This window comes from uncultured Fretibacterium sp. (assembly GCF_938040765.1).
Classification (GTDB): Bacteria; Synergistota; Synergistia; order Synergistales; family Aminobacteriaceae; genus CAJPSE01.
On record NZ_CALIAA010000288.1, the window covers coordinates 1 to 21,910 of the forward strand.

21 protein-coding genes are annotated in these 21,910 nt (G+C 65.2%); 13 read left to right on the top strand and 8 right to left on the bottom strand.

Annotation, left to right across the window (positions count from 1 at the left end; translation table 11 throughout):
• Nucleotides 1-57 precede the first annotated feature (57 nt).
• Nucleotides 58-1,419 (top strand): HAMP domain-containing sensor histidine kinase, encoded by a 1,362-nt coding sequence (locus tag Q0176_RS10085; RefSeq protein ID WP_299302399.1) that lies wholly within the window; start codon nucleotides 58-60, stop codon nucleotides 1,417-1,419.
• Here Q0176_RS10085 and Q0176_RS10090 read toward each other — a convergent pair.
• Entirely contained in the window at nucleotides 1,367-2,023 is a 657-nt protein-coding gene (locus Q0176_RS10090) for a DedA family protein (RefSeq protein ID WP_299302454.1), read from the bottom strand. The genes Q0176_RS10085 and Q0176_RS10090 overlap by 53 nt on opposite strands.
• 80 nt (nucleotides 2,024-2,103) lie before the next feature.
• Nucleotides 2,104-2,937 carry a diaminopimelate epimerase gene (gene dapF / locus Q0176_RS10095; protein ID WP_299302402.1) on the bottom strand — a complete coding sequence of 278 codons (834 nt, stop codon included), beginning with the start codon at nucleotides 2,935-2,937 and terminating at the stop codon, nucleotides 2,104-2,106.
• Nucleotides 2,938-3,278: 341 nt separating this feature from the next.
• Here dapF and Q0176_RS10100 point away from each other — a divergent pair, with 341 nt between their 5' ends.
• Nucleotides 3,279-3,431, top strand: a complete 153-nt coding sequence (locus tag Q0176_RS10100; protein ID WP_299302406.1) for a hypothetical protein — start codon at nucleotides 3,279-3,281, stop codon at nucleotides 3,429-3,431.
• 198 nt (nucleotides 3,432-3,629) lie between these two features.
• Nucleotides 3,630-5,489, top strand: coding sequence for a translational GTPase TypA (gene typA / locus Q0176_RS10105; RefSeq protein ID WP_299302409.1), 1,860 nt, complete (start codon nucleotides 3,630-3,632; stop codon nucleotides 5,487-5,489).
• A gap of 211 nt (nucleotides 5,490-5,700) precedes the next feature.
• On the opposite strand, the gene Q0176_RS10110 is transcribed toward typA, so the two are convergent.
• The 6 genes from Q0176_RS10110 to Q0176_RS10135 form a co-directional block, all read right to left on the bottom strand.
• Nucleotides 5,701-6,819 carry a histidine kinase gene (locus Q0176_RS10110; protein ID WP_299302411.1) on the bottom strand — a complete coding sequence of 373 codons (1,119 nt, stop codon included), beginning with the start codon at nucleotides 6,817-6,819 and terminating at the stop codon, nucleotides 5,701-5,703.
• A gap of 145 nt (nucleotides 6,820-6,964) precedes the next feature.
• The gene (locus Q0176_RS10115) at nucleotides 6,965-7,816 is read right to left on the bottom strand and encodes a M55 family metallopeptidase (protein ID WP_299302414.1); all 852 of its coding nucleotides are present in this window, start codon (nucleotides 7,814-7,816) and stop codon (nucleotides 6,965-6,967) included.
• A gap of 149 nt (nucleotides 7,817-7,965) precedes the next feature.
• Nucleotides 7,966-8,484 carry a hypothetical protein gene (locus tag Q0176_RS10120; protein WP_299302417.1) on the bottom strand — a complete coding sequence of 173 codons (519 nt, stop codon included), beginning with the start codon at nucleotides 8,482-8,484 and terminating at the stop codon, nucleotides 7,966-7,968.
• Nucleotides 8,481-9,452 (bottom strand): hypothetical protein, encoded by a 972-nt coding sequence (locus Q0176_RS10125; RefSeq protein WP_299302420.1) that lies wholly within the window; start codon nucleotides 9,450-9,452, stop codon nucleotides 8,481-8,483. The genes Q0176_RS10120 and Q0176_RS10125 overlap by 4 nt, the downstream gene beginning before the upstream one ends.
• Entirely contained in the window at nucleotides 9,449-9,787 is a 339-nt protein-coding gene (locus Q0176_RS10130) for a prepilin-type N-terminal cleavage/methylation domain-containing protein (protein WP_299302423.1), read from the bottom strand. The genes Q0176_RS10125 and Q0176_RS10130 overlap by 4 nt, the downstream gene beginning before the upstream one ends.
• 36 nt (nucleotides 9,788-9,823) lie before the next feature.
• The gene (locus Q0176_RS10135; RefSeq protein ID WP_299302425.1) at nucleotides 9,824-11,845 is read right to left on the bottom strand and encodes an ATP-dependent DNA helicase; all 2,022 of its coding nucleotides are present in this window, start codon (nucleotides 11,843-11,845) and stop codon (nucleotides 9,824-9,826) included.
• A 155-nt stretch (nucleotides 11,846-12,000) separates the two neighbouring features.
• On the opposite strand from Q0176_RS10135, the gene rpsT reads away from it, so the two are divergent.
• The 10 genes from rpsT to Q0176_RS10185 all read left to right on the top strand — a co-directional run bounded on the left by rpsT (nucleotide 12,001) and on the right by Q0176_RS10185 (nucleotide 21,484).
• Entirely contained in the window at nucleotides 12,001-12,267 is a 267-nt protein-coding gene (gene rpsT, locus Q0176_RS10140; protein ID WP_299302428.1) for a 30S ribosomal protein S20, read from the top strand.
• Between the two features lie 461 nt (nucleotides 12,268-12,728).
• The gene (locus tag Q0176_RS10145) at nucleotides 12,729-13,058 is read left to right on the top strand and encodes a cell envelope biogenesis protein TolA (RefSeq protein ID WP_299302431.1); all 330 of its coding nucleotides are present in this window, start codon (nucleotides 12,729-12,731) and stop codon (nucleotides 13,056-13,058) included.
• The gene (locus tag Q0176_RS10150) at nucleotides 13,045-15,048 is read left to right on the top strand and encodes a V-type ATP synthase subunit I (RefSeq protein ID WP_299302434.1); all 2,004 of its coding nucleotides are present in this window, start codon (nucleotides 13,045-13,047) and stop codon (nucleotides 15,046-15,048) included. The genes Q0176_RS10145 and Q0176_RS10150 overlap by 14 nt, the downstream gene beginning before the upstream one ends.
• Before the next feature lie 113 nt (nucleotides 15,049-15,161).
• The gene (locus tag Q0176_RS10155) at nucleotides 15,162-15,641 is read left to right on the top strand and encodes a V-type ATP synthase subunit K (RefSeq protein WP_299302437.1); all 480 of its coding nucleotides are present in this window, start codon (nucleotides 15,162-15,164) and stop codon (nucleotides 15,639-15,641) included.
• Between the two features lie 14 nt (nucleotides 15,642-15,655).
• A complete protein-coding gene (locus tag Q0176_RS10160) occupies nucleotides 15,656-16,234 on the top strand; it encodes a V-type ATP synthase subunit E (RefSeq protein ID WP_299302440.1) in 579 nt (192 codons plus the stop codon).
• 12 nt (nucleotides 16,235-16,246) lie between these two features.
• Nucleotides 16,247-17,251, top strand: coding sequence for a V-type ATPase subunit (locus Q0176_RS10165; protein WP_299302443.1), 1,005 nt, complete (start codon nucleotides 16,247-16,249; stop codon nucleotides 17,249-17,251).
• Complete coding sequence (locus tag Q0176_RS10170) at nucleotides 17,241-17,579, top strand: V-type ATP synthase subunit F (RefSeq protein ID WP_299078369.1); 339 nt, start codon at nucleotides 17,241-17,243, stop codon at nucleotides 17,577-17,579. The genes Q0176_RS10165 and Q0176_RS10170 overlap by 11 nt, the downstream gene beginning before the upstream one ends.
• 73 nt (nucleotides 17,580-17,652) lie before the next feature.
• Nucleotides 17,653-19,446: a V-type ATP synthase subunit A gene (locus Q0176_RS10175; RefSeq protein WP_299302447.1), complete on the top strand. Its 1,794-nt coding sequence runs from the start codon at nucleotides 17,653-17,655 to the stop codon at nucleotides 19,444-19,446.
• Complete coding sequence (locus Q0176_RS10180) at nucleotides 19,436-20,845, top strand: V-type ATP synthase subunit B (RefSeq protein WP_299078375.1); 1,410 nt, start codon at nucleotides 19,436-19,438, stop codon at nucleotides 20,843-20,845. The genes Q0176_RS10175 and Q0176_RS10180 overlap by 11 nt, the downstream gene beginning before the upstream one ends.
• 15 nt (nucleotides 20,846-20,860) lie before the next feature.
• On the top strand, nucleotides 20,861-21,484 hold the full coding sequence (locus Q0176_RS10185) for a V-type ATP synthase subunit D (protein WP_299302451.1): 624 nt from the start codon (nucleotides 20,861-20,863) through the stop codon (nucleotides 21,482-21,484).
• Nucleotides 21,485-21,910 lie beyond the last annotated feature (426 nt).

A 21,910-nucleotide genomic window follows, 5' to 3' on the forward strand; every position in this document is an offset into this window, starting at 1 on the left:
AATAAAATAGTCTCTGCAACCAGACAAAAACGCCAGATCCGGCACCGGGAGGTCGCAATGCCCCAATTCTTCTCAGGGAAAAACGTCGACGAAAAAAAGGTATTCCCCCTCCAGGGAAGCGGATTGAATCAGCTGCTCGCGGGACTCTGCATCCTGACGGCCGCTCTGGCCTCGTTTTACTACAAGGACATCCTCTCGGCCGGTTTCTTCCGCTCCGCGGGGCAGTGGGACGAAACGGCCTTTCTCATGGTATCCATCGTCCGAATGCTGTTCCACGTAGCTCAGAACCTGCTGCTCTTCGCGGGCTGGAACCTCATCGGCTGGGGGGCGGCCCAACGCTTCCCCCGAAACGAGGACCTGCTCGCCATCATACTCCCCGCTCTCGGACTCGCGGCCAGCTTCTACCTCCTGCCGCTGCTGTCCCCCCGGCTCTGTCCGCCGCTCCCGATCAACGCCGCCATCGTGTTTCTCCTGATGGTCCTGTTCCAGCTTCTGACGCTCCGGGTCGAGGACAGTCTGGATCGACTCGCGGCGCTGCTGCTCTGGACCCTCTCCTTTCAGAGCCTGGAACTGTTCTCCGGCTTCCCGGACTCCCTCTCCGCGCAGAATACGGCGACCCTGGGCCTGGCGGGGACCGCTTTGTTCTTCAGCTTCCTGGCCGGGGCCGTATCCTCCACCTGGCTCATCGCCCGCTACGCCGTCCGGGTCAACCTGCTGCGCCAGACCTGGGCGAAGTCGGATTTCAAGAGCACCCCGGAGGACGAGGGACTCAGGACGATCTCCATGGTCGACGTCAACCACCTGGCCCACGACCTCAAGAACCCGATCGCGGCCATCAAGGGAACCGCGCTGCTGCTTCAGAAAGGGGATTCCGCGGAGAAGGGCACCCTCATCCTCAGAGCCTCGGAATTCATGGAGAACATGGTCCGCGAGCTCCTCTCGGAGGACGAGAAGCACGCGCTCAAGGTCTCCGAGCTCTGCGACACGATCGATCGTCAGATCCGTCCTTTCCCATGGGGGAAGGACGTCGCCCTGACGCTCGATCCGGAGGCCGAAGAGGTCTCGATCCCGGCCAACAGGATGCGCCTCCTCCGCGCCGTGTTCAACGTGCTGGACAACGCATGGAGGGCCAACGAGACCGTGGGAAGCCGTGGGGTCGAGCTGTGCATACGCCGCAACGCGGGGCGCCTGGAGATCGAGGTCCTCGACAACGGCCCCGGATACGATGCGGAGCGGACGCACGCGCACAGATCCGGGTGGGGCTCGACGGGGCTGGGCCTCGCCTTCACTCGCCGCATGGTCACCCTGCACGGCGGCTCCCTTCTGATCGCCGACAGAACCGATCAGGAGCGCGGGGCCCGGGTGCTCATCTCCCTCCCGATCCCATCCGTTCCCCCGGCTCCACCGGACGCCCCCTGACGCGGACGCGCAGCCAAAGGATATAGAGGAGGACGAGGAGGAGCGCCGCCCCCGCGCAGGCCAGGGGCAGGACGTGCAGGTAGCGGACGAGCCGCTCCTGATGCTCGCCCAGCAGATAGCCGGCGAGCGTCAGGACCACCACCCACAGCCCGGCCCCAAGGGCCGTGAAGACGGTGAACAGCGTCAGGTTCATCCTCGTCACCCCCGCGGGCAGCGAGATGTACTGACGGATGACCGGCAGCAGGCGCCCCACGAGGGTGCTCACGTGCCCGTGCCGGGCGAAGAAGACCTCCGCCTTCTCCATGGACTCCGCGGACACGAAAAAGTACTTCCCATACCTCAGGAGGAAGGGCCGTCCGAACCGAACCGCCACCCAATAATTGAAGAGGGCCCCCAGGATGCTCCCGGCGATGCCCGAGGCGATCGCCGCGAGGAGGGACATCTCGCCCTTCCACGCCAAGTAACCCGCCGGCGGCAGGACCACCTCGCTGGGAAAGGGGAAGAAGGACGACTCCAGGAACATCAGGGCGACGACCCCCGGATACCCCATGTGTCCGACCGTCTCCACCAGCCATGCCGTTATCCTTCTCAGGAGCTCGGCCATCGGCCCGGCAAAACAAAGGGCCAGAACCGCACAGAGCAGCAGGACCAGGACGGCCGCCAGGGTCACCCATCCGCGCCGGCTCAAGCCCAGGCCTCCTCGAGCAGCACCCCGGACGCCACCAGAGCCGTCCCGCCCTTGAGCCAGGCATGGACGGAACCGTTCCCCGAGGCGAAATCCAGGCGAACCGTATTGACGCCCCCGGGGTTGGTCACGCGTATGGGAGTCCATATTCCCCAGACCTCGGCCGCAGCAATGGCGACGGCGACGCTCCCTGTCCCGCAGGAGTCCGTCAGGTCCTCGACGCCCCGTTCGTAGGTGACCGCACTCATCTCATCCGAAGCCGTGCGGCGGGCAAAGTTGACGTTGGCCCCCTCGGGGAAGAGCTCCGTATTCCAGCGCACCTCCCGCCCCATCTCCCGCATGGCGTCCCGCGAGTAGTCCTCGTCCGTGAGCAGGACGCAGTGGGGCACGCCGACGTTGAGGAAGACGAACGGGAACGTGACGCCCCCGGCACGGAGGCTCCACCCGAAGGTCCCCCTGGCGAGGTCGATGTTCCCCATGTCCAGCTCGACGAACGGCGGCTCGACCGTGGCTTCGACCATCCCCGCTCCCGTCGCGAAACGCATCGGGGAGGCGGCTATTCCCCGCTCGTACGCGTAGCGCGCGAGGGCCCGGGCCCCGTTCCCGCACATTGCGGCCTCGCTGCCGTCCGCGTTGAAGATCCGCATCCGAAAATCGACGCCCTCGGCCTCCCCGGCACGCTCGACGGCCATCAGGCCGTCGGCGCCCACGGAGGCGCGCCTGCGGCAGAGCGCCATGGCGGCGGAGCGCAGGTCCGAATCGGAAAGGCGTCCCTCCCGGTTATCCAGGACGATAAAGTCGTTCCCATTTCCATGTACCTTGAAAAAATCCACCAGACTCCACTCCTCCGGACGAAACAAGCATCTTTATCAACATCAACAAGCACCTTTATCTATGATACGATAGCAGGGGATGCCCTGTTGTTTTCGTATTTGAAATCGTTATTTTACCCGACCCCCGAACGGGGGGCCAGAGGAGGAAGACGGAGATGGCCCTGAAATTGAAGATCATCATGGAGTTCGGCGGCTACCGCTGCGGCTGAGGCGGCGGAAGGGGGAGCTACACCCCGGAAGAGAAGGCTTCTTTTCCTCAACAGCAAAAGACCCATCAGGCGGTCAGCCGGCTGCTGCGCGCGCTGCGCGGCCTTTATGGGGAGCGCCTGGACATCTGCGTCATGGACCCCCGCAATCCCCTGGCCCTTTTCGACATCTTCCGATACCGCGTCCGGCCGTCGCGCCCGACGTGGATTCTGGGACGCGACAAGCTTTGCGACGGCATCCCCTCCCTCGACACCCTGCAGGAGGCGATCGGAGCCCGATTGAACTGACGCTAGCGTGCCATGCGGATCCGTGTATAGCGCACGGAGAAACTTTGAGGTACAATGCTAGCGCTCAAAATTCAGGGAGACAGGCAGCGGCAGGAGGACACCCGCACTCAAGGCGATTTTGTCCCTTGCTGAGATTGAGGAAACAACCGCGGGCGGAGCCCGGCATTCGGCCCGCAGCCAGGAGGCAAGGGAAACATCATGCAGTCCGAAAAAATACGCAATCTCGCAATCGTGGCGCACATCGACCACGGCAAGACGACCCTCATCGACTCCATCTTCAGGGCGGCGCAGACCTTCAGCGAGCGCACCCAGATGGCCGAGCGGGTGATGGACTCCGGGGCGCTCGAGCGCGAACGCGGGATCACCATCCGTTCCAAGCCCTGCACCGTGGAGTGGAAGGGCTACCTCATCAACATCATCGACACCCCGGGCCACGCCGACTTCTCCGGCGAGGTGGAGCGCATCCTCTCCACCGTGGACTCCGTGATCCTGATCGTCGACGCCAACGAGGGGCCCATGCCCCAGACGCGCTACGTGCTGAAGCATGCGCTGTCCATCGGCATGAGGCCACTGGTGTTCGTCAACAAGGTGGACCGCGACGGAGCGGACCCCGAGGGCGCCCTGAACCAGACCTTCGACCTCTTCTTCGAGCTGGGCGCGACGGACGAACAGGCGGACTTCCCCGTGCTCTACGGGTCCGGGCTCAACGGATGGGCCGTCAAGGACCTGAAGGAGACGAAGCGCGACAACATGGACGACCTCTTCCAGGCGATCATCGACCACGTCCCCGCCCCGAAGGTCTCGCTGGACAAGCCCTTCCTGATGCAGGTCAGCACCCTGGCCTGGAACGAGTACGTCGGGCGGATCGGCTGCGGCAAGATCCTGCAGGGACGCATCCGCAAGGGGGACCCGTTCGTCCGCGTCTCCACGAAGTGGCGCTCCACGCAGCACGACGAGGGCAGCTGGGACATCACCGGGACGGAGAACGCGAGGGTCGCCCAGCTCTGGGTCACCCGCGGCTTGGAGCGCACCGAGGTGGACGAGGTCCAGGCGGGCGACATCGTCTGGCTGACCGGCCCGACGGAGATCGACATCGGCGACACCTTTGCCGCGGCGGAGCTGGCGGAGGCCCCTTTGAAGCCCCTGGCCATCGAGGAGCCGACCGTCTCCATGTTCTTCCTCGTGAACTCGGGCCCCTTCGCGGGGCGCGAGGGGCAGGCCGTGACGCTGCGCCAGCTCAAGGCGCGCCTGGAGCGGGAGATGCACGTCAACGTCTCGCTGCGCATGGAGGACCTGGGGCGCCCCGACGGGGTGAAGGTCTCGGGCCGCGGGGAGCTCCAGCTCGGCATCCTCATCGAGGAGATGCGGCGCGAGGGCATGGAGTTCTGCGTCTCCAAGCCCGAGGTCATCACGGAGACCCGGGACGGCGTCCTGATGGAGCCCTACGAACAGCTGATCATCGACGTGCCGGACGAGCATCAGGGCGTCGTATTCGAGAAGCTGGCCAAGCGCAAAGGCAAGGTGAAGAACATCGAGAACCAGGCCCGGGGCCTGCTGCGCATCGAGTTCGAGATCCCGACGCGCGGCCTGATCGGCTATCGCGGCGAGTTCCTGACGGACACCCGCGGCCTGGGCATCATGTCCAACTGCTACATGGGCTACGGTCCCTGGGCGGGCGACCTGACCGCCCGCAGCCGGGGCTCGCTCGTCAGCCTGGACACGGGGGAGGCCACGGCCTACCAGCTGGAGAACCTTCAGGATCGGGGGACGCTTTTCATCTCGCCCCTCGACCCCGTCTATGCGGGGATGATCGTCGGGGAGAACAGCCGCCCGGGCGACATGCCCTGCAACCCCACGAAGAGGAAGCAGCAGACCAACCACCGCTCCGCCACCAAGGAGATGACGACCAAGCTGGACGTGCCGCGGCGCATGCCCCTGGAGAAGGCCATGGAGTGGATCGAGAACGACGAGCTGGTGGAGGTGACCCCCCAGTCCATCCGCCTGCGGAAGTCCATCCTCGACGAGCTGGAGCGCCGCAAGGCCGGACGCAAGTCCTGACGGGAAAGAATCGGGAAACGGCGAAGAAGCCGCGTATGCCCGAAGCCGCGGACGAACACGACGAAAGCCGCCTCCGGAGAAAGGTCCGGAGGCGGCTTTATCTTTTTCGACCATCAAGTGCCGGGGCGGTCCGAACGGAGCCGAAAACACGCCGAGCCCGCTTCAGGACGCGGCCGGAGAGCCCGCTCGTCTGCGTGTGCTCCGACGTTCCTCAGTCCCGGCTCAGGGGGACGGAAAACGAGACCGTGGTTCCCTTGCCGGGGGCGCTGCTGATGGAGAAGTTGCCGCCCTGCACCGTCACGCGCTCCTCCATGTTCTGCAGTCCGTAGGACCCCCGCTCCCGGGCGGCCTGCTTCTCGCGCTCCACGTCGAACCCCTTTCCGTCGTCCATGACCAGGACCTTGAGCGTCTGTCTGGACTTTCCGATGGAGACGCGGATATGCTCCGCCCCGTTTCGGGCGGCGTTGACGACGGCCTGATGCAGGGTCTTGAAGATGTTGCTTCGCTGGCTGACGGGGACGTCCTCCAGCTTCCCGGTCAGCTTATAGGTCACCTCGGATCCCCACATCTGGCGCACCTGTTCGGACAAACGCTTGACGGGCAGGTCGAAACCGCTCTCTATCCCCGTGGGGCTCAGCCCGAACAGGAGCGAACGCACCTCGTTGAGCCCGCTCCTCAGCTGCTCGACGGCCAGCTTCACCTCGCCCGAGGCCGCCGCTCCGTCCCCCCGGGCCAGCAGCTCCTGCGCCATCTCCAGGCTCAGCCCCGCGGCCGAGAAGGACTGGGTCGGCCCGTCGTGAAGCTCCCGGGCAAAGGAACGCGCCTCGCGCTCCGCAATCTGAAAGGCAACGGCAAGGGCCTTCTCGTTATGCATCGCCCCCTGCTCCGGCGAGAATTCCTCGGGCAGGCTGACCAGGTTCATCACCATGCGAAGACGGTTCCCCATGCTCTCGCTCCGGGTCACGAGGCGCTCGAGACTGCGCTCCTCCCGCAGAAGATCGTCCTTCTGCGCCGAGAGGATGCGGTAGCGCTCCTCCAGGGAGGCATGGAGCTTCATCGACTTGGACGCTCGTTCGTAAGCCTCCTTCTCCTGTTCGACGATCCCCTGCTGAGACCAGCGCAGCAGCTCCTCCCGAAGCTGTTCGTACTCCCTGAGGGTCCGGTCGATCTGAGCCGCCAGGTCTCTCAGGTCCTGCGTCAGCTCCCGGAAACGCTTTCGGGCCTGCTCCAGACGTTCGGACTCCTCGCTGCGGATCGAGTCGAGCTCGTGAAGGCTCTCCTGGATGAAATGAGCGATGCGATCCTCAAGGTCCCCTATTTTGTTCGCCATAAGACACACTCTCCGAGAGAACCCTACCGCCCCCCGCGCGAACGGCCCCGCGATTCCCCAAGGGAGCCGCCGCATCGACGCGTACGACCGGAAGGGTCAGGAGGCAATCGTACTCCATCGAACGGAGGGACATCGGACAAAAAGATCAGGCCCCGCCCAGGCCGATGAGGACGTTCGCCCAGCGGCGCATCTCCGCCATCCCCGAGCCACAGACCCGAAGCGTACGCCCCCCCAGGCGCTCCGCGCAGGGCAGGACGGCCGCCTGGTCGCACTGGGCGGTCGTGTGGAAGGTGATCCGCAGGTCGAAGGAGCCGTCCCCGATGTCCATCCGCGGCGCCTCGTTCTTGCGCACGCGCTCGACTGCGCGCGCCGCAGCCTCGCGGAGGAGGGGAGCGCTGGCACCCGGTGTAAGGCAATCCGCAGCGCAGCGGCCGTGGGCCGTCTTGACGCAGGCGGTCGTCACCCCATCCCCCAGCAGCCCCACGGCCTCCCCGCAGGCGGCACGATCCCCCGTCACGAGCGCCACCGGCACGCCGCACCCGGCGCAGGCCGCGGCGTTCAAGCCGATCTCCCCGACCTCGACGCCGTTGAGCACGACGGAATAGACCCGCCTGCCGCTCACCGTATGGTCCAGGACGGCGCACTCCGTGCCCGCCATGGCATGATAGGCCACGAAGAATGCCGCATCGGCCCCCTCGTATCCCTCCAGCATCCCCATGACCTTGGGCCAGCCGCTCAGAAGGCGGGCCCTCGGGTTCAAGCCTCCGGCATCCAGGTTGATCATGCGGTCATGAGAGTCGTTGACGAGAATGTCATCGACCCCCGCATCGAGCAATCCGTCGACGACGGCGTTGACGTCATGGAGCTGCATCCGGCATCCAAAGGCATACTCCGGCCTCTCGCAGTCCGTCTGGTCGACGTTGACGACCCCCGTAGCCCCCTCCATATCCGCGCTGATGTACACCCTCATCCCCGCTCCACCCGTCCTTCGATTCAAGATGACGCGCCGCCTATTCGACACGAGAGACCGCCAAAGCGACAGTAAAAAACGACAGAAAAAATACATAGTTTAAAAACGTCAATCAATATGACCCGCGCTCCGGCCGTCCCGAAGACCACGACTTTCCGTCTCCGGCCGAAAGTTTCTCAGGGCCACCGCTCCCTCCAGATCAGGGGATTCTCGTCCAGCACCGTCGCCGCCGTCCCGTCCGGCAGCAGGACGTCGCGGGTCACCCAAACGGTCTCGAGCTCCAGAAAGGGGAAGGGACCCGACGGCCACGCGGCCCGGATCAGAAAGCCTTTCGGACAGGAGGGAAGGGGCCGCCCCAGCGTGCCGGGGCCGGAGGGCGGCGGTTCGAGGTCGTAGACCTCGGCAATCGCTCCCTCCGGAGTTCGGTCCTCGAAGACCTTCCGGGAGTCGGGGTCGCCGGTGACGCGCTCCGGGAGCACCCGGGGCGGTCTTCCGGCGGCTAGCTGCATGCGGACCCAGCGGCGGCAGACCTCGACCTGCGACGACAGGGCCGCCCGTTCCTCCGAGCGCCTCATCGCCGCCGTCAAGGACTCCTGGGACCATGCGAGGCTCAGGAACATCCACGTCAGGAGCGAGCCCGTCATCAGGCAGAGGGCCACCACCCCCGCCAAGGCAAGGCCCTTGCGCCGCCTCATAAGTTCTCGGCCCTCCAGGATGCCCGGGAGACGTGCAGCTCGTGGCGCGAAAACGCCGCCCTCCACGGGGCCTCTACGGGCCACGACGGCGGCCTGGAGGCGGGGCCGAAGACGGCGGGGCCCCCCGAGGTCAGAACCCACAGGTCGAGGCATTTCAAAGACGGCCGCCACTCGAACCAGAGAGCCAGCACCCCGTCCTCCAGCGGCTGAAAGTAGGGCGGATACCACACGCTCCGCAGCTCCTGGAAGCGGAGCGTCTCGTTGATCACGCCAAAGCGCTCCCCGCGCATCAGGAACAGATCGTTCACGGGGGGAATATCGACGGGCCCCGGCACCCCGGCCGCCAGCTTCAGGGACACCTCCGTCCCCGAATGCCCCTCGAGAAAAAAAGGATACCCCGTCAAGGGCAGGGAAACCCAGCTTCTGAGGTCGCTGAAGCGTCCCACGGCCGACGCTGCGCTCCCCCAATCCCCCAGGCGGCCCGAAAGGACGGAGAACCTCGCCCCCTCCCCGGGGTCCAGGGAGACGGGGCCTCCCCCAGCGGTCCCCAACACGATGTCGGACGGGACCGCATACAGGAGGCAGAGCCCGCTCCCGCGGAACACCCCGCCCTCGTCCCCGGCAGGCTCGGGCGAGGCCCCGCCCAACTTCTTATAGACCTGCAGAGGGCGGCTCCGGTCCGTCCAGGTCGCGACCATCGGAGCGCCGGAGGAGCCGTATCCGAAGGCCCGCCGCAAAAGCGAGCCCGTCCGGCAAGAGGACAACCCAAGCCCCGCGTGGAGCACCCGCGGCTCCAGGTACGACAGGACGCGCTCCCCCCGGTCCCGCGCCAGGAGGAGCCGGGACACCCGCTCGGAGGACAGGACGAACCACCGCCCCGCCGCGAGGACGGCGGCCCCCACGACCGCGCCCACCATCAGCGCCGTCAGCACCTCGACGAGCAGAAAGCCCCTGCCTCGCCCGGTCAAAATACCCTCGTCACGACCAACGGCGAACCCGACAGTCCGGATCGGACCTCGAGCGTCACCCGGACCTCCCCTCCCTTCCCCGTCCGGGAGGTCCACGAAAAGGCGACGTCTCCCCCGGGAAGGCTGCAGGGCATGGCGTCGAGAGCGGCGGAACGCACCGGCCGCCGCAGGCGGTTGAACCACCACTCCGCCCCATAGAGGCGGTCGTCGGCAGCTTTCATGTTCACGGGCGCGAGGATCCCAACCCCGAACGCGGAGAACAGGGACGGCAGGATCAGCGCCAGGACGAGCAGGGCCACCAGCACCTCCACGAGCGTATCGCCCCTTCTCCTCATGCTTTCCTCACCGTCCCCGATCTCCTCATGTCCATGTCAGGGCTCCCGGAACAGGGAGCCGTTTCCCTCCCTCAGGGACAGCCGGGTGCACCGGCAGGAGGGAAGGGATTCCAGCACCCGCCAGTCCCGGCGCTCCACGGCGCGGCCGTCCAGAAGGACCACCCTGCCGTGGTCGGACGAGCTGCGGATCAGGCGCCCGACGGCCTGACGCAGGAACATCCGCGCGTTGGGAAGCGTGACCCGGACGAAGCCCTTCCCCTCCTCCAGCTCGTTGCGCGCCCGCACCAGCGGGTCCCCCGGATGGGGAAAGGGGATGCGGTCCACGATCACCTGGGTCAGCCCCTCCCCCGGGACGTCCACCCCCTCGCGGAAGGACACGCTCCCGATGAGGACGGAGGTCTCGTCCTCACGGAACCGCGCGAGGAGCTCCCTCTGGGGCAGCTCGCCCTGGACCAGCACCGCATAGCCGCCCTCCCCCTCCCGCATCCTCCGCGCAAAGGCCCTGAGGAGCCTCAGGGAGGACAGGAGGACGAGCGTCCGGCCCCCGTTTTCGTTGCACAGTTTCTTCATGACGCGGCACATCGTGTCGTCGTACCCCTCGCCCCCGACGGGCAGGCCGACGTCCACAACCCATATCTCCATCTGCCGGGCGAAGTCGAAGGGGGAGGGGACCGCCAGGGTCCGGTCCGGGGTGATCCCCGATTCCCCGGACCAGAACGAGAAATCGCCGGACAGCGTCAGCGTGGCCGAGCTCAGCACGATCTTCTCGGGGTCCTCCTTCTCCAGGACGTCCCGCACGATCTCCGCAGCTGCGACCGGCATGCTCGTCAGGGACTCCCCGTCCCCCCAGTAGGCCCAGCCGGGGAAACGGCCGACCTCCAGGCACCAGAGCAGGGACTTCTTGAAGGAGCGAACCTCGTCGATCCAGTTCATCAGCTCCGCCCCCTCGGCAAGGGCGGACGGGTTGGCAAAGTCCCCGGCCATGAAGCGGTCCTCGATCCCCCGCAGAGCGTGAAGCTCCCGGTCCAGGCCGTCCGTCAGAACCCTGCCGAGGCGCAGCAGGTCCGGGTCGCAGGACGACAGGCCCCCGTCCCGGGGCATCCGCAGCCGGACCGCGTCGAAGAGCGCCCTCAGCGCCAAGCGGCACCGCCCGGCCTCCTCCCTCACCTCGGAGGGCTCGACGGAGTGGGCGCGCAGCAGGGCATCGAACCCCTGAAGGACGCGGGGACTCAGGATGGAGGCCAGGCCGTCCGCACCGGCGCGTATGGCCGAGGCGCTCCGCGCCACGTCCGGCATCCGATGCGCCTCGTCGCAGATCAGCCAGTCGTAGCGCACGGGGAAGGCCCCGCCCCCCTCGAGGATGTGGGAGAAAAAGAGATGGTAGTTGGCGACCACGACGTCCCAGTCCTGAGCGCTCCGATAGGCACGGATGACGAAGCAGCGGCTCCGGTAGGGACAGCTCGTCCCGATGCAGCCCCGTCCTCCCGCCGTCAGCCGGGCCAGCACGGGATGGTCCCCCCCGGCGTTCAGCTCGGAGAGGTCTCCGGTCTCCGTCTCCGCCAGCCACCCCGGGACGTCGGACAACGCGCCGTCGGCCTCCGCGAAGAGCGATGGAGAGAGGTCCGGGGCGCCCGAGGAGAGAAGGGCCGCCCCCTTGCGGAGACAGGCGTAATGGGAGCGCCCCTTCAGGAGCCCGAAGCTGAAGTCCCGGCCCAGGAGTCCCTTCAGACGCGGGAGGTCCTTGCCGATCAGCTGTTCCTGCAGCGCGATCCCGGCCGTCAGAAACAGGATGCGCCGCTCCCCCGCGGCCTCCCGGAGGGCGGGGACGAGGAGCGCGAAGGTCTTGCCCACACCCGGAGGGGCCTCGGCCGCAAAGGTCCTCTCCAGGGGATCGCGAAGGAACTCCTGGACGGCCAGGGCCAGTTCGAGCTGCTGCGGGCGGAACTCATACCCCGGCATACGCGACAGGGGGCCGGACGGGGAATAAAATTTTTCGAGCGTGGAGTCCGTGATATAATTCCTCCCGATACACGATAACGGGCCGGACCGGAGGCCCATCCTCCGTTTTGTTTTGGAGCGGACATCTTGCGCTTCCATTATACAGAATGTTACAATGCCTTGGCTATGGTTTCCCATGGGTCCGATTCGGCGGAGACGACGCCGAGGATGAGGATTTCCGGCTTTCAGTTTTTCAGTGAGGAGGTGACCTGGAAATGCCCAACAAACAGTCGGCCAAGAGGCGCGTCCGCATCGCCGAGCGCAACCGCATCTACAATCGGTACTGGACGACGCGGTGCAGGAACGCCGTCAAGAAGGTCCTCGAGGCCGTCGAGGCGAAGGACGGCGAGGCGGCGGTCAGCTGCTTCAACATGGCGCAGAGCGTCATCGACAAGGCGGTGGTCAAGGGCGTCATGCACCGCAACACGGCGACACGGCGCAAGAAGATGATGGCCCTTCGCATCAAAAGCCTCGGCGCCTGATTTTCGCCGAGCGCGAAAAGGCTCTTGGCACTTTTCGGAAAACCGGTCCTGGAGAAAGAGGGGGCGCCCGCTGCGGCAGCCTCTTTTTTTTATCCTCGTTTTCTCTCTTAATTGGGACAAAATTCCCCCTCGAGCCGCCTCCATGAGCGGCGTGGACCCGGCAGGTCCTCCTCGGCCGACAAGCCGGGGCTCCAGGGGAAGGCTCCACGGGTCGAGTCGGTATTTCCTTTAACAAAACTCCTGATTATCGCTTATAATGATGGACGTGTATCCGTCCGTCTTCCCGGCGTTTTTCAGCCGGACTGCGTGACAAAAACACTGCATTTCGGACGTCTCTCCGACCCCGCGCGTTTTTCGGGAGAGGTCACGGCGGGGGGGACGGCCGCACGATGGAGGGAGAAGGACATCCCCCTCCCATATCTTGGATGGAACCCATATCTTTCGGGAGGAGGTGAACTTGAGTGGCGGAGAAAAACCTGATAGACGAGATCAAGGCGGCAGAGGACCAGGCGGCGGCAAGCGTCCGGGAGGCGAAGGCGGCCGCGGTCCGGAGGTTGAACCAGGCTCAGACCGAGGCGGAGAACACCGTCAAGGAGGCTCGCCAGTCGGCGGCGCGGCAGTTCCGCGAGAGCATCCAGGCTGCGGAGGAGAGCGCCGAGGGCAGGGCGAAGGCCATCGTAAGCGCCCGGGAGGCGGAGGCCAAGACCTTCCATGCGGAGCACAAGGGGAAGGTCTCGGGCGTGGCCTCGTGGATAACGGAAGAGGTGATGGGTAAGTATGGGCGTGGCTAAGCTCAAGAAAGCGGAGCTTTACTATCACAAATCCGTTCGCGAGGAGATAGCCGCCGTCCTGCAGGACAGCGGCGTCTGCCAGGTCATCGGGGACCCCGAACGGGCGGCCCGCCCGGCGGAGATCGAGGCCCGGCTTTCGGAGAGCGAGGAACGGCTCTCCGACGTCCGTTACCTGATGCGCACGCTGTCGGGACGCTACAGGGACCCGATCCCCTCCATGGATCGCCTGCTGGGGGAGCGTCCGATCGTCTCCATGGCCAACCTGGACCGGCTTGCGCGCGAAACGGATCTGGCGGAGGCGGCTGCGGCCGTCCGCCGAAAGGAACACGAGATCAACGAGCTGAAGCTGGAGGCGGCGCAGATCAACGCAAATCAGGCGCTGATCTCCTCCCTGAGCTTCTTTCCCCTTCCCCTATCCGCCCTGACGGAGGGGACGCGAACCGTGCGCGGCGTCGCCGGCACGATAAAAGCGGAACAGTTCAACGCGTTCAAGAGCGCCCTGGCCGAGTTCGCCAGGGATACGGAGGTCTTCCTCCCCGGGGATGCAGCGACCGCCCGGGAGGTCCAGGCCGTCGTGCTCTTCTCCCGCGACCTCGGGACGAAGGTCCTGGAGGCCTGCACCCGCAACGGGATGTCGCTCTTCGACATTCCCGCCTCCATCAAGGGCTCCGTGCAGGAGGAGACCGCTGCGCTCGCCGCGAAGCTCGCCGAGGTCGAGGACCGGGAGGGCGTCATCTCGGACGAGCTGGATGCCCTGGCCGAGAAGTGGATGCCCGTGGTCCAGAAGCTCTCGGACTATTGGAACAGCCTCGCCGGGCGCTATCGTGCGCAGGGCGAGAGCGACGAGACCGACCGCACCCTGAGGACCCTTTTCTGGGTTCCGGAACGGGACACCGCACAGCTTCAAAAGAGGCTCGAGGCCGTCAGCCCGAACGTCGCCCTCTTCCTGAGCGACCCGGGCGAGGGCGACGAGCCGCCCGCACTGCTGGAGAACGGCCGGTTCGTCCGCCCCTTCAACATCCTCACGACGCTCTACTCGCCCCCCCTCTACGGCGGCACGGACCCGACGCCCTCCCTGGCCCCCTTCTTCTTCATCTTCTTCGGGATGTGCCTGGGGGACGCGGGGTACGCCCTGGTGATGCTGGGCGTCATCGGCTGGCTTTTCAAAAAATACCGGCGCATTCCCTCGTCGGTCAAGGATTTCGTCACCCTTTTCGCGTTCTGTGCCGTGTCCACGTTCGTCTACGGGGTGATCAGCGGGAGCTTCTTCGGCAACTTCATCGACTCCTTCCTGCCCTTCCTCGTCCCGCTCAAGAACTCCCTGATGCTGGTGGACCCCATGACCAACCCGATGCAGGTCCTGGGCATCTCCCTCCTGCTGGGCGTCGTGCACCTGATGTTCGGGCTCCTGATCGCCGCTTACGACAACGTCCGGGCCGGGCAGTACCTCGACGCGGCCGGGGACAACATCGCGTGGTTCCTGTTCATCACGGGGCTCTGCGTGTTCGGGACGGCCGCGGGCGGCCTGCTTCCCGAACCCTTCGTCCTCCTCGGCAAGGCCATGGCGATCGCAGGGGCCGTCGTGATCTTCCTGTACGCCGGGCGCGGGAAGAAGGGCATCCTCTCCAAGGCGCTCTCCGGATTCCTGGCGCTCTACGGCTCCACCTCCTACCTGGGGGACATCCTGAGCTACAGCCGGCTTCTGGCGCTGGGCTTCGGCTCGGCGGTCATCGGCATGATCATCAATCTCCTGGGAGGCATGTCGGCGGAGATCCCCTACGTAGGGTGGCTCGTCGCCATCGTGGTCATAGCGGGAGGGCACGTCTTCAGCATCCTCATCAACATCCTGGGGGCGTTCGTCCATCCCCTGCGTCTGCAGTACGTCGAGTTTTTCGGGAAGTTCTATTCGGGCGGGGGGACCTCATACGAGCCCCTGACCCATTCCCAGGAGTACGTGGAAATAGACAACCGCTGCACCTCCGGGGCCTGAATCGAAACGACCGGCCAATATTCGGGATTTCAAGCGAGATATCCGTCAATTCGAGCAATACACTCGGAAGGTCCTTCGGGCCTTTCAAAATTTTGAAGGGAGAGCTTGACACTATGGAATATCTTGGACTCACAATGGCTTTGTTCGGCGCCGCCCTGGCTGCGGCTCTGTCGGGGATCGGGTCGGCCATCGGCATCGGCATCGCCGGAGGAAGCGCCGCGGGCGTCATGACGGAGGACCCCAACAAGTTCGCCAGCTGCCTCATCCTTCAGGCCCTTCCCGGCACGCAGGGCATCTACGGCCTGCTGATCACCTTCTTCGTCCTCAACAAGCTGGGGCTCCTCGGTGGCGGTACGGCCGTGGCTCTGAACTGGAACCAGGGCCTCCAGATCTTCGCCTCCTGCATGCCCATCGCCATCGTCGGCTGGATCTCCGCCATCTACCAGGGCAAGACGTCGGCGGCCTCCATCCAGATGATCTCCAAGAAGCCCGAGGCCATGGGCAAGGCCATCATCCTTCCGGCCATGGTCGAGACCTATGCGGTTCTGGCCCTCCTGACGAGCATCCTGATGCTTATGGGAGTCCAGCTCTAGGGCGGGTGGCTCGCATGTCACTTGCCGACATTAAAGCGAGAATAAGCGCGGAAGCTCAGGAGCAGGTGCACGCGATCGAGGCGGAGAACAACGCCCTCGTCGCGGATATCGAAAGGAAGGCGGCCAGCGAGGCCAAGGCCATCCGGGACTCCTACAACGAGCGGCTTGCCAGGGAGGAACCCGAGGTCCTGAAGCGCCGTGAGATCGTCGCCGAGCTCGACGCGAAGAAGGTGGACCTGGGCGTGCGTCAGGACCTCGTAAGCGAGTCCTTCGCGGCGTCCCTCCGCCAGATGTCCGAGATGCCGCGCGACAAGTACGTGGCGTTCGCGAATGCGCTGCTGAAGAAGGCCGTCCGCACCAAAAGCGAGGTCGTCCTCGTCGGAAAGGGCGAGAAATACCTCGACAAGGCCTGGATTGACGAGTTCAACAGCGCCAACCAGGCGTCGCTGACGCTCTCGTCCGAACGCCTGCCCATCTCCGGCGGCTTCGTGCTGAGGGACGACAGGGTCGACGTCAACTGCTCGTGGAACATGCTGCTGGAGGACATCCGTTCCGACATCGAGTCCGAAGTCGTCAAGAAACTGTTCCCCTAGGGGGTGCCGGCCGTGAGTTACGTGTATGCCGTGGCCCGGCTGCGAGGTATGGAGAACCGCCTTCTGGACGCGTCCTTCCTCTCGAGGCTCATGGAGAGCCCGACGCTCGACGATGCGTTGAAAGCCCTGGCCGAGACCTCCTATGCCCAATGGTTCGGCAAGGCCGCCGAGACGGGGTTCGACAGGGCCATCGACGACGAGATGCTCGCCACCTGCAGGGAGTTGGCGCAGTTCGTCCCGGACACCGGCCTGATAACCCTTTTTCGGATGCCCTACGACTACCACAACGTCAAGGTCATCCTCAAGAGCCTCTTCAAGGTTCGGGGCGGCGATCCGGAGGGCAGACGCCACGAGCTTCTCTCGCCCTTGGGCTCCGTGGACCCCGAGGAGCTGACGGCGGCGCTCGAGGCCGAGGAGTACGCCCATCTGCCCTACGGTCTGGGGTATCTGATCCCCCAGTGCTGGCTTCATTGGGACCAGACGAAGGACGCGCAGGGGGTGGAGCTGCTTCTGGACCATCATCTGTTCGCCTCGATGCTCGCCCTCGCGGAGAGCCTGAAGCTGCCCGAGATCGTGGCGTGGGTCAGGCACAAGATCGACGCGGAGAACCTCCGCAGCGCCGTGCGGCTTCAGCGCATGGGCGTCGACGCGGCGGGAGGGCTCTCCTTCTTCCACCCGGGCGGGAACATCCGGCCCGAGGACGTCGCCCGATTGCTGGGGGAGCCCCCCGAGACCTGGGGCAAGCTCCTCGCCCACACCGATATCGGTGCGGCGCTGGACGTCCTTCAGGAGCGGACGGACCTCCGGGGCACGCTCTCGGACGTCTCCAGAGCCCTGGACGAGTACCTGGTCCGGGTTTTGGAAAAAGCGCGTTTTTCGATGGACGATCCGGCGAACGTCCTCCTCTACCTGCTGACCAAGGAGGCCGAGGCGCGAAATCTGCGTATCGTGCTGGTCTGCGTGGCGAGCGGGCTGAACCGTGAATTTGCAAGGAGGCTGTTGAGCCATGTCCGATAGCCTTTCCCTGCCGATGGCGGCCATCGGCAGCTACGAGATGGTGCTCCCCTTCCAGGCCGTGGGCGTCAGGCCCTTCATTCTGGAGGCGGACAAGAGGGACACGTTCGAGCGGACCCTCGACAAGCTGGCCCGTGAGAACTATGCCGTGGTCTTCGTCCAGGAGGATCTTTTTGTGGACTTCATCCACAAGGTCCAGGAGATCAACGACGCCTACCCCACCAGCGTCCTGCCCCTGCCCGGACTTTCCGGCAGCACCGGCGCGGGCCTGGCCTCCATCCGCAACAGCGTCGAGAAGGCCGTGGGCATGGACATTTTTGCGGACAGATAGGAAGGGGATCCTTCTTTACTTTGAGTTTTTTCCTGGAGTTCCTTGAGGAAAACGCATAGCGGAGGCGATAATAGTGCCCAACGAAGGATTGGTTAAAGGGACCATAGAACGGATCGCCGGCCCCCTGGTCATCGCCAAGGGAATGACGGGCGCCAGCATGTACGACGTGGTGCACATCGGCGAGATCGGGCTGGTCGGAGAGATTGTGGAGCTGGAGGGGGACAAGGCCTCCGTCCAGGTCTACGAGGAGACCTCGGGGCTCATGCCCGGGGAGCCCGTCGTCTGTCTCGGCGAGCCCCTGAGCGTCGAGCTGGGGCCCGGGATCATCGAGCAATTCTATGACGGCATCCAGCGCCCGCTCGAGCTGATCGAGCAGGCGGCGGAGAGCCATTTCATCTCGCGCGGGATCAACGTCCCCGCGATAGACCGCAAGAAGAAGTGGACGTTCGAGCCCCGCGTGAAGGCCGGCGATGTCGTCGAGCCCGGCGACATCCTGGGGACCGTGCAGGAGACGATCGTCGTGGAGCACCGCATCATGGTGCCGAACGGCATGAGGGGCAAGATCAAGAGCATCCAGTCCGGGGATCATACGGTCGAGGACGTCATCGCCGTGCTGGACGACAACGGGACGCAGCACGAGGTCCGGATGCTCCAGCGCTGGCCCGTGCGTCAGCCGCGCCCGGTCGCCAAACGCCTGGCGCCCAACGTGCCGATGAGCACGGGGCAGCGCGTCGTCGACGCCTTCTTCCCCATCGCGCTGGGCGGGACGGCCTGCGTGCCCGGGCCCTTCGGTTCGGGAAAGACGGTCATCCAGCACCAGTTCGCCAAGTGGGCCCAGGCCCAGATCGTCGTCTACGTCGGCTGCGGCGAGCGCGGCAACGAGATGACGGACGTGCTTCTGGAGTTCCCCGAGCTGGAGGACCCGCAGTCCGGGCACCCGCTGATGAAGCGGACCACGCTCATCGCCAACACCTCCAACATGCCCGTCGCGGCGCGCGAGGCCTCCATCTACACGGCCATCACCCTGGCCGAGTACTACCGGGACATGGGCTACTCCGTCGCCCTGATGGCGGACTCCACGAGCCGCTGGGCCGAGGCCCTGCGCGAGATGTCCAGCCGCCTCGAGGAGATGCCCGGCGAGGAGGGCTACCCCGCCTACCTCGGGACGCGCCTGGCGTCCTTCTACGAGCGTGCCGGCCGCTGCATCGTCAAGGGAAAGGACGGACGCGAGGGCTCCATCAGCGTCATCGGGGCGGTCTCGCCTCCCGGCGGCGACCTCTCCGAGCCCGTCACGCAGAACACGCTGCGCGTCACCAAGGTGTTCTGGGGACTGGACGCGAACTTGGCCTATCAGCGCCACTTCCCGGCCATCAACTGGCTCTCCAGCTACTCGCTCTACACGGAGCGCCTGGACGCCTACTGGGACGAGAAGTTCGACGACGAGTGGAGCGGCCTCCGCGTCGAGGCGATGAGCCTGCTCGAGGAGGAGGACCAGCTGCGCGAGGTCGTGCGCCTGGTGGGCATCGACGCCCTCTCCAAGGAGGAGCGCATGGTTCTGGAGACGGCGAAGTCCCTGCGCGAGGACTTCCTGCACCAGAACGCCTTCCACGAGATCGACACCTACGCCTCGATGGAGAAGCAGTTCAAGATGCTGAAGACCATCGTCCGGTTCCACCATCTGGGCATGGACGCCCTCAAAAAGGGCGCGCCCATGAACGAGCTCTTCAACCTTCCGGTTCGCGAGCAGATCGCCCGCATGCGCTACCTGGAGGAGGCCCAGATCGGCCAGATCGACAAACTTGAGGATACGATAAAGGAACAGATCAACGGGATCGTCCCGGTGGGTGGTGAGAGCAATGTTGCCTAAGGAATACCGGACCATATCGGGGCTCTCCGGGCCCCTGATGATGGTCGAGAACACGAGCGGCGTCCGCTACGACGAGCTGGTCGAGATCGAGCTCGGCAATGGGGAGAAGCGCCGCGGGCGCGTGCTCGAGATCGAGTCGACGCGCGCGCTGGTGCAGGTCTTCGAGGGGACGTCGGGGATCGACATCGCCGACACGAAGGTACGCTTCATCGGCAAGGTCCTGACGCTTCCGGTGTCGCGCGACATGCTGGGGCGCGTCTTCAACGGGCGCGGAGACCCCATCGACGGCGGCGCTCCCCTGATCGCCGAGAAGAAGCTGGACATCAACGGGATGCCGATGAACCCCTACTCCCGCGACTTCCCCTCGGAGTTCATCCAGACCGGCATCTCCACGATCGACGGCCTGAACCCGATGGTGCGCGGCCAGAAGCTGCCCATCTTCTCCGCCTCCGGCCTTCCCCACAACCGCATGGCGGCGCAGATCGCGCGCCAGGCGACGGTCATCAGCGGACACGAGGACTTCGCCGTCGTGTTCGCCGCGATGGGCATCACGTTCGAGGAGGCCTCCTTCTTCATGGAGGACTTCCGCAAGACGGGTGCGCTCCAGCGCACGGTGCTCTACATCAACCTGGCGGACGACCCGGCGATCGAGCGCATCACCACGCCGCGCATCGCCCTGACCGCCGCGGAGTACCTGGCCTTCGAGTGCGACATGCACGTCGTGGTCATCCTCACCGACCTGACGAACTACTGCGAGGCCCTGCGCGAGATCTCGGCGGCCCGCAAGGAGGTCCCCGGGCGCCGCGGCTACCCCGGCTACCTCTACACCGACCTGGCGACGATGTACGAGCGCGCCGGGCGTCTGAAGGGCAAGAGCGGCTCCATCACGCAGATCCCCATCCTGACCATGCCCGAGGACGACAAGACGCACCCGATTCCCGACCTCACCGGCTACATCACGGAGGGGCAGATCATCCTGAGCCGCGGCCTTCACCGTAAGGGCATCTACCCGCCGGTGGACGTCATGCCCTCCCTGTCCCGACTCAAGGACAAGGGCATCGGCAAGGAGAAGACCCGCGAGGACCACGCCGACCTGATGAACCAGCTCTTCGCGGCCTACGCGAGGGGCAAGGAGGCCAAGGAGCTGGCGGTCATCCTCGGCGAGGGCGCTCTGACGGAGGAGGACAAGGCGTTCGCGAAGTTCGCCGACGCCTTCGAGGACCGCTACATCCGCCAGGGCGAGTACGAGAACCGTACCGTCAAGGAGACGCTCGAACTGGGCTGGGACCTGCTGACGATGGTTCCGACGAAGGAGCTGAAGCGTATCCGCGACGCCTACATCGAAAAGTACCTGAAACCCCTGCTCGAGAAGAAGGCGGAACAGGGCGCGAAGGCGTAAGGGGGCGGTGGAGCGATGGCACGCATCAACGTCAACCCCAACCGCATGGAGCTGTCGAAGCTCAAGAAGCGCCTGGTCGTCGCCAGACGGGGGCACAAGCTGCTGAAGGACAAGCAGGATGCCCTGATCAAGGCGTTTCTGGAGCGGGCCCGGGCGGGCAAGGCGCTCCGGGAGAAGGTGGAGGCGGAGCTCCAGGAGTGCTACGGCACCTTCGCCTTCTCCCGCGCTCAGACGACGCCCGAGATCCTGGAGCAGGCGCTGATCTTTCCCGGCGCGCGCTGCACCCTCTCCGTGTCCTGGCGCAACGTCATGAGCGTCATGGTCCCGAAGTACGACGTCAAGCAGGAGGGCAACCCCGTAAACTACGGTTTTGCCTCCGTGCCGCTCCTCCTGGACGTGGCGCTGGAGCAGTTCAGCAAACTGATTCTCCGTCTGCTGGAACTGGCCGCGGAGGAGAAGGCCATCCGCCTGATGGCGGGCGAGATCGAGCGCACCCGGCGCCGCGTCAACGCGCTGGAGTACGTCATGATCCCCAACCTGCAGGAGACGATCCGCTACATCAGCATGAAGCTGGACGAGCAGGAACGCTCGACCCTCAGCCGCCTGATGAAGATCAAGGAGATCGTCCGCTCGGCGTGATGCTCCTTATCCGGGCAAAAGGGCAAAAAAGCAAAAGAGCGAAGCTCCCCCGCGCGGGGGAGCTTCGCTCTTTGACAGACCTCTCCGGGGCTTCGCCCCTGACCCCACCCAGGGGACTCGTCCCCTGGGGACCCCGGACGGAACCTGTCAATCTATCCATCTATCCATCTTGGATTTACAATCCAGCAGCCATGAAAAACTATCCCTAAAAACTGTTATGACGTGCCCGATGCCAAGAGGAGAAGAGGGAAAAGCAACCTGATTTCATTTCCGACGGCATCCTGAAAAAACCCCGACTTGCAAGTTCCGGCATTGGCCACTCTGTTATTCGTGGATCACAAGATTTTCCCATGCCGACATCGTTTACATCGCAGATGGCTCGAACCTCAAAGCAGATGGAGCTTCTTGTCGAATACCGTCAGGAAT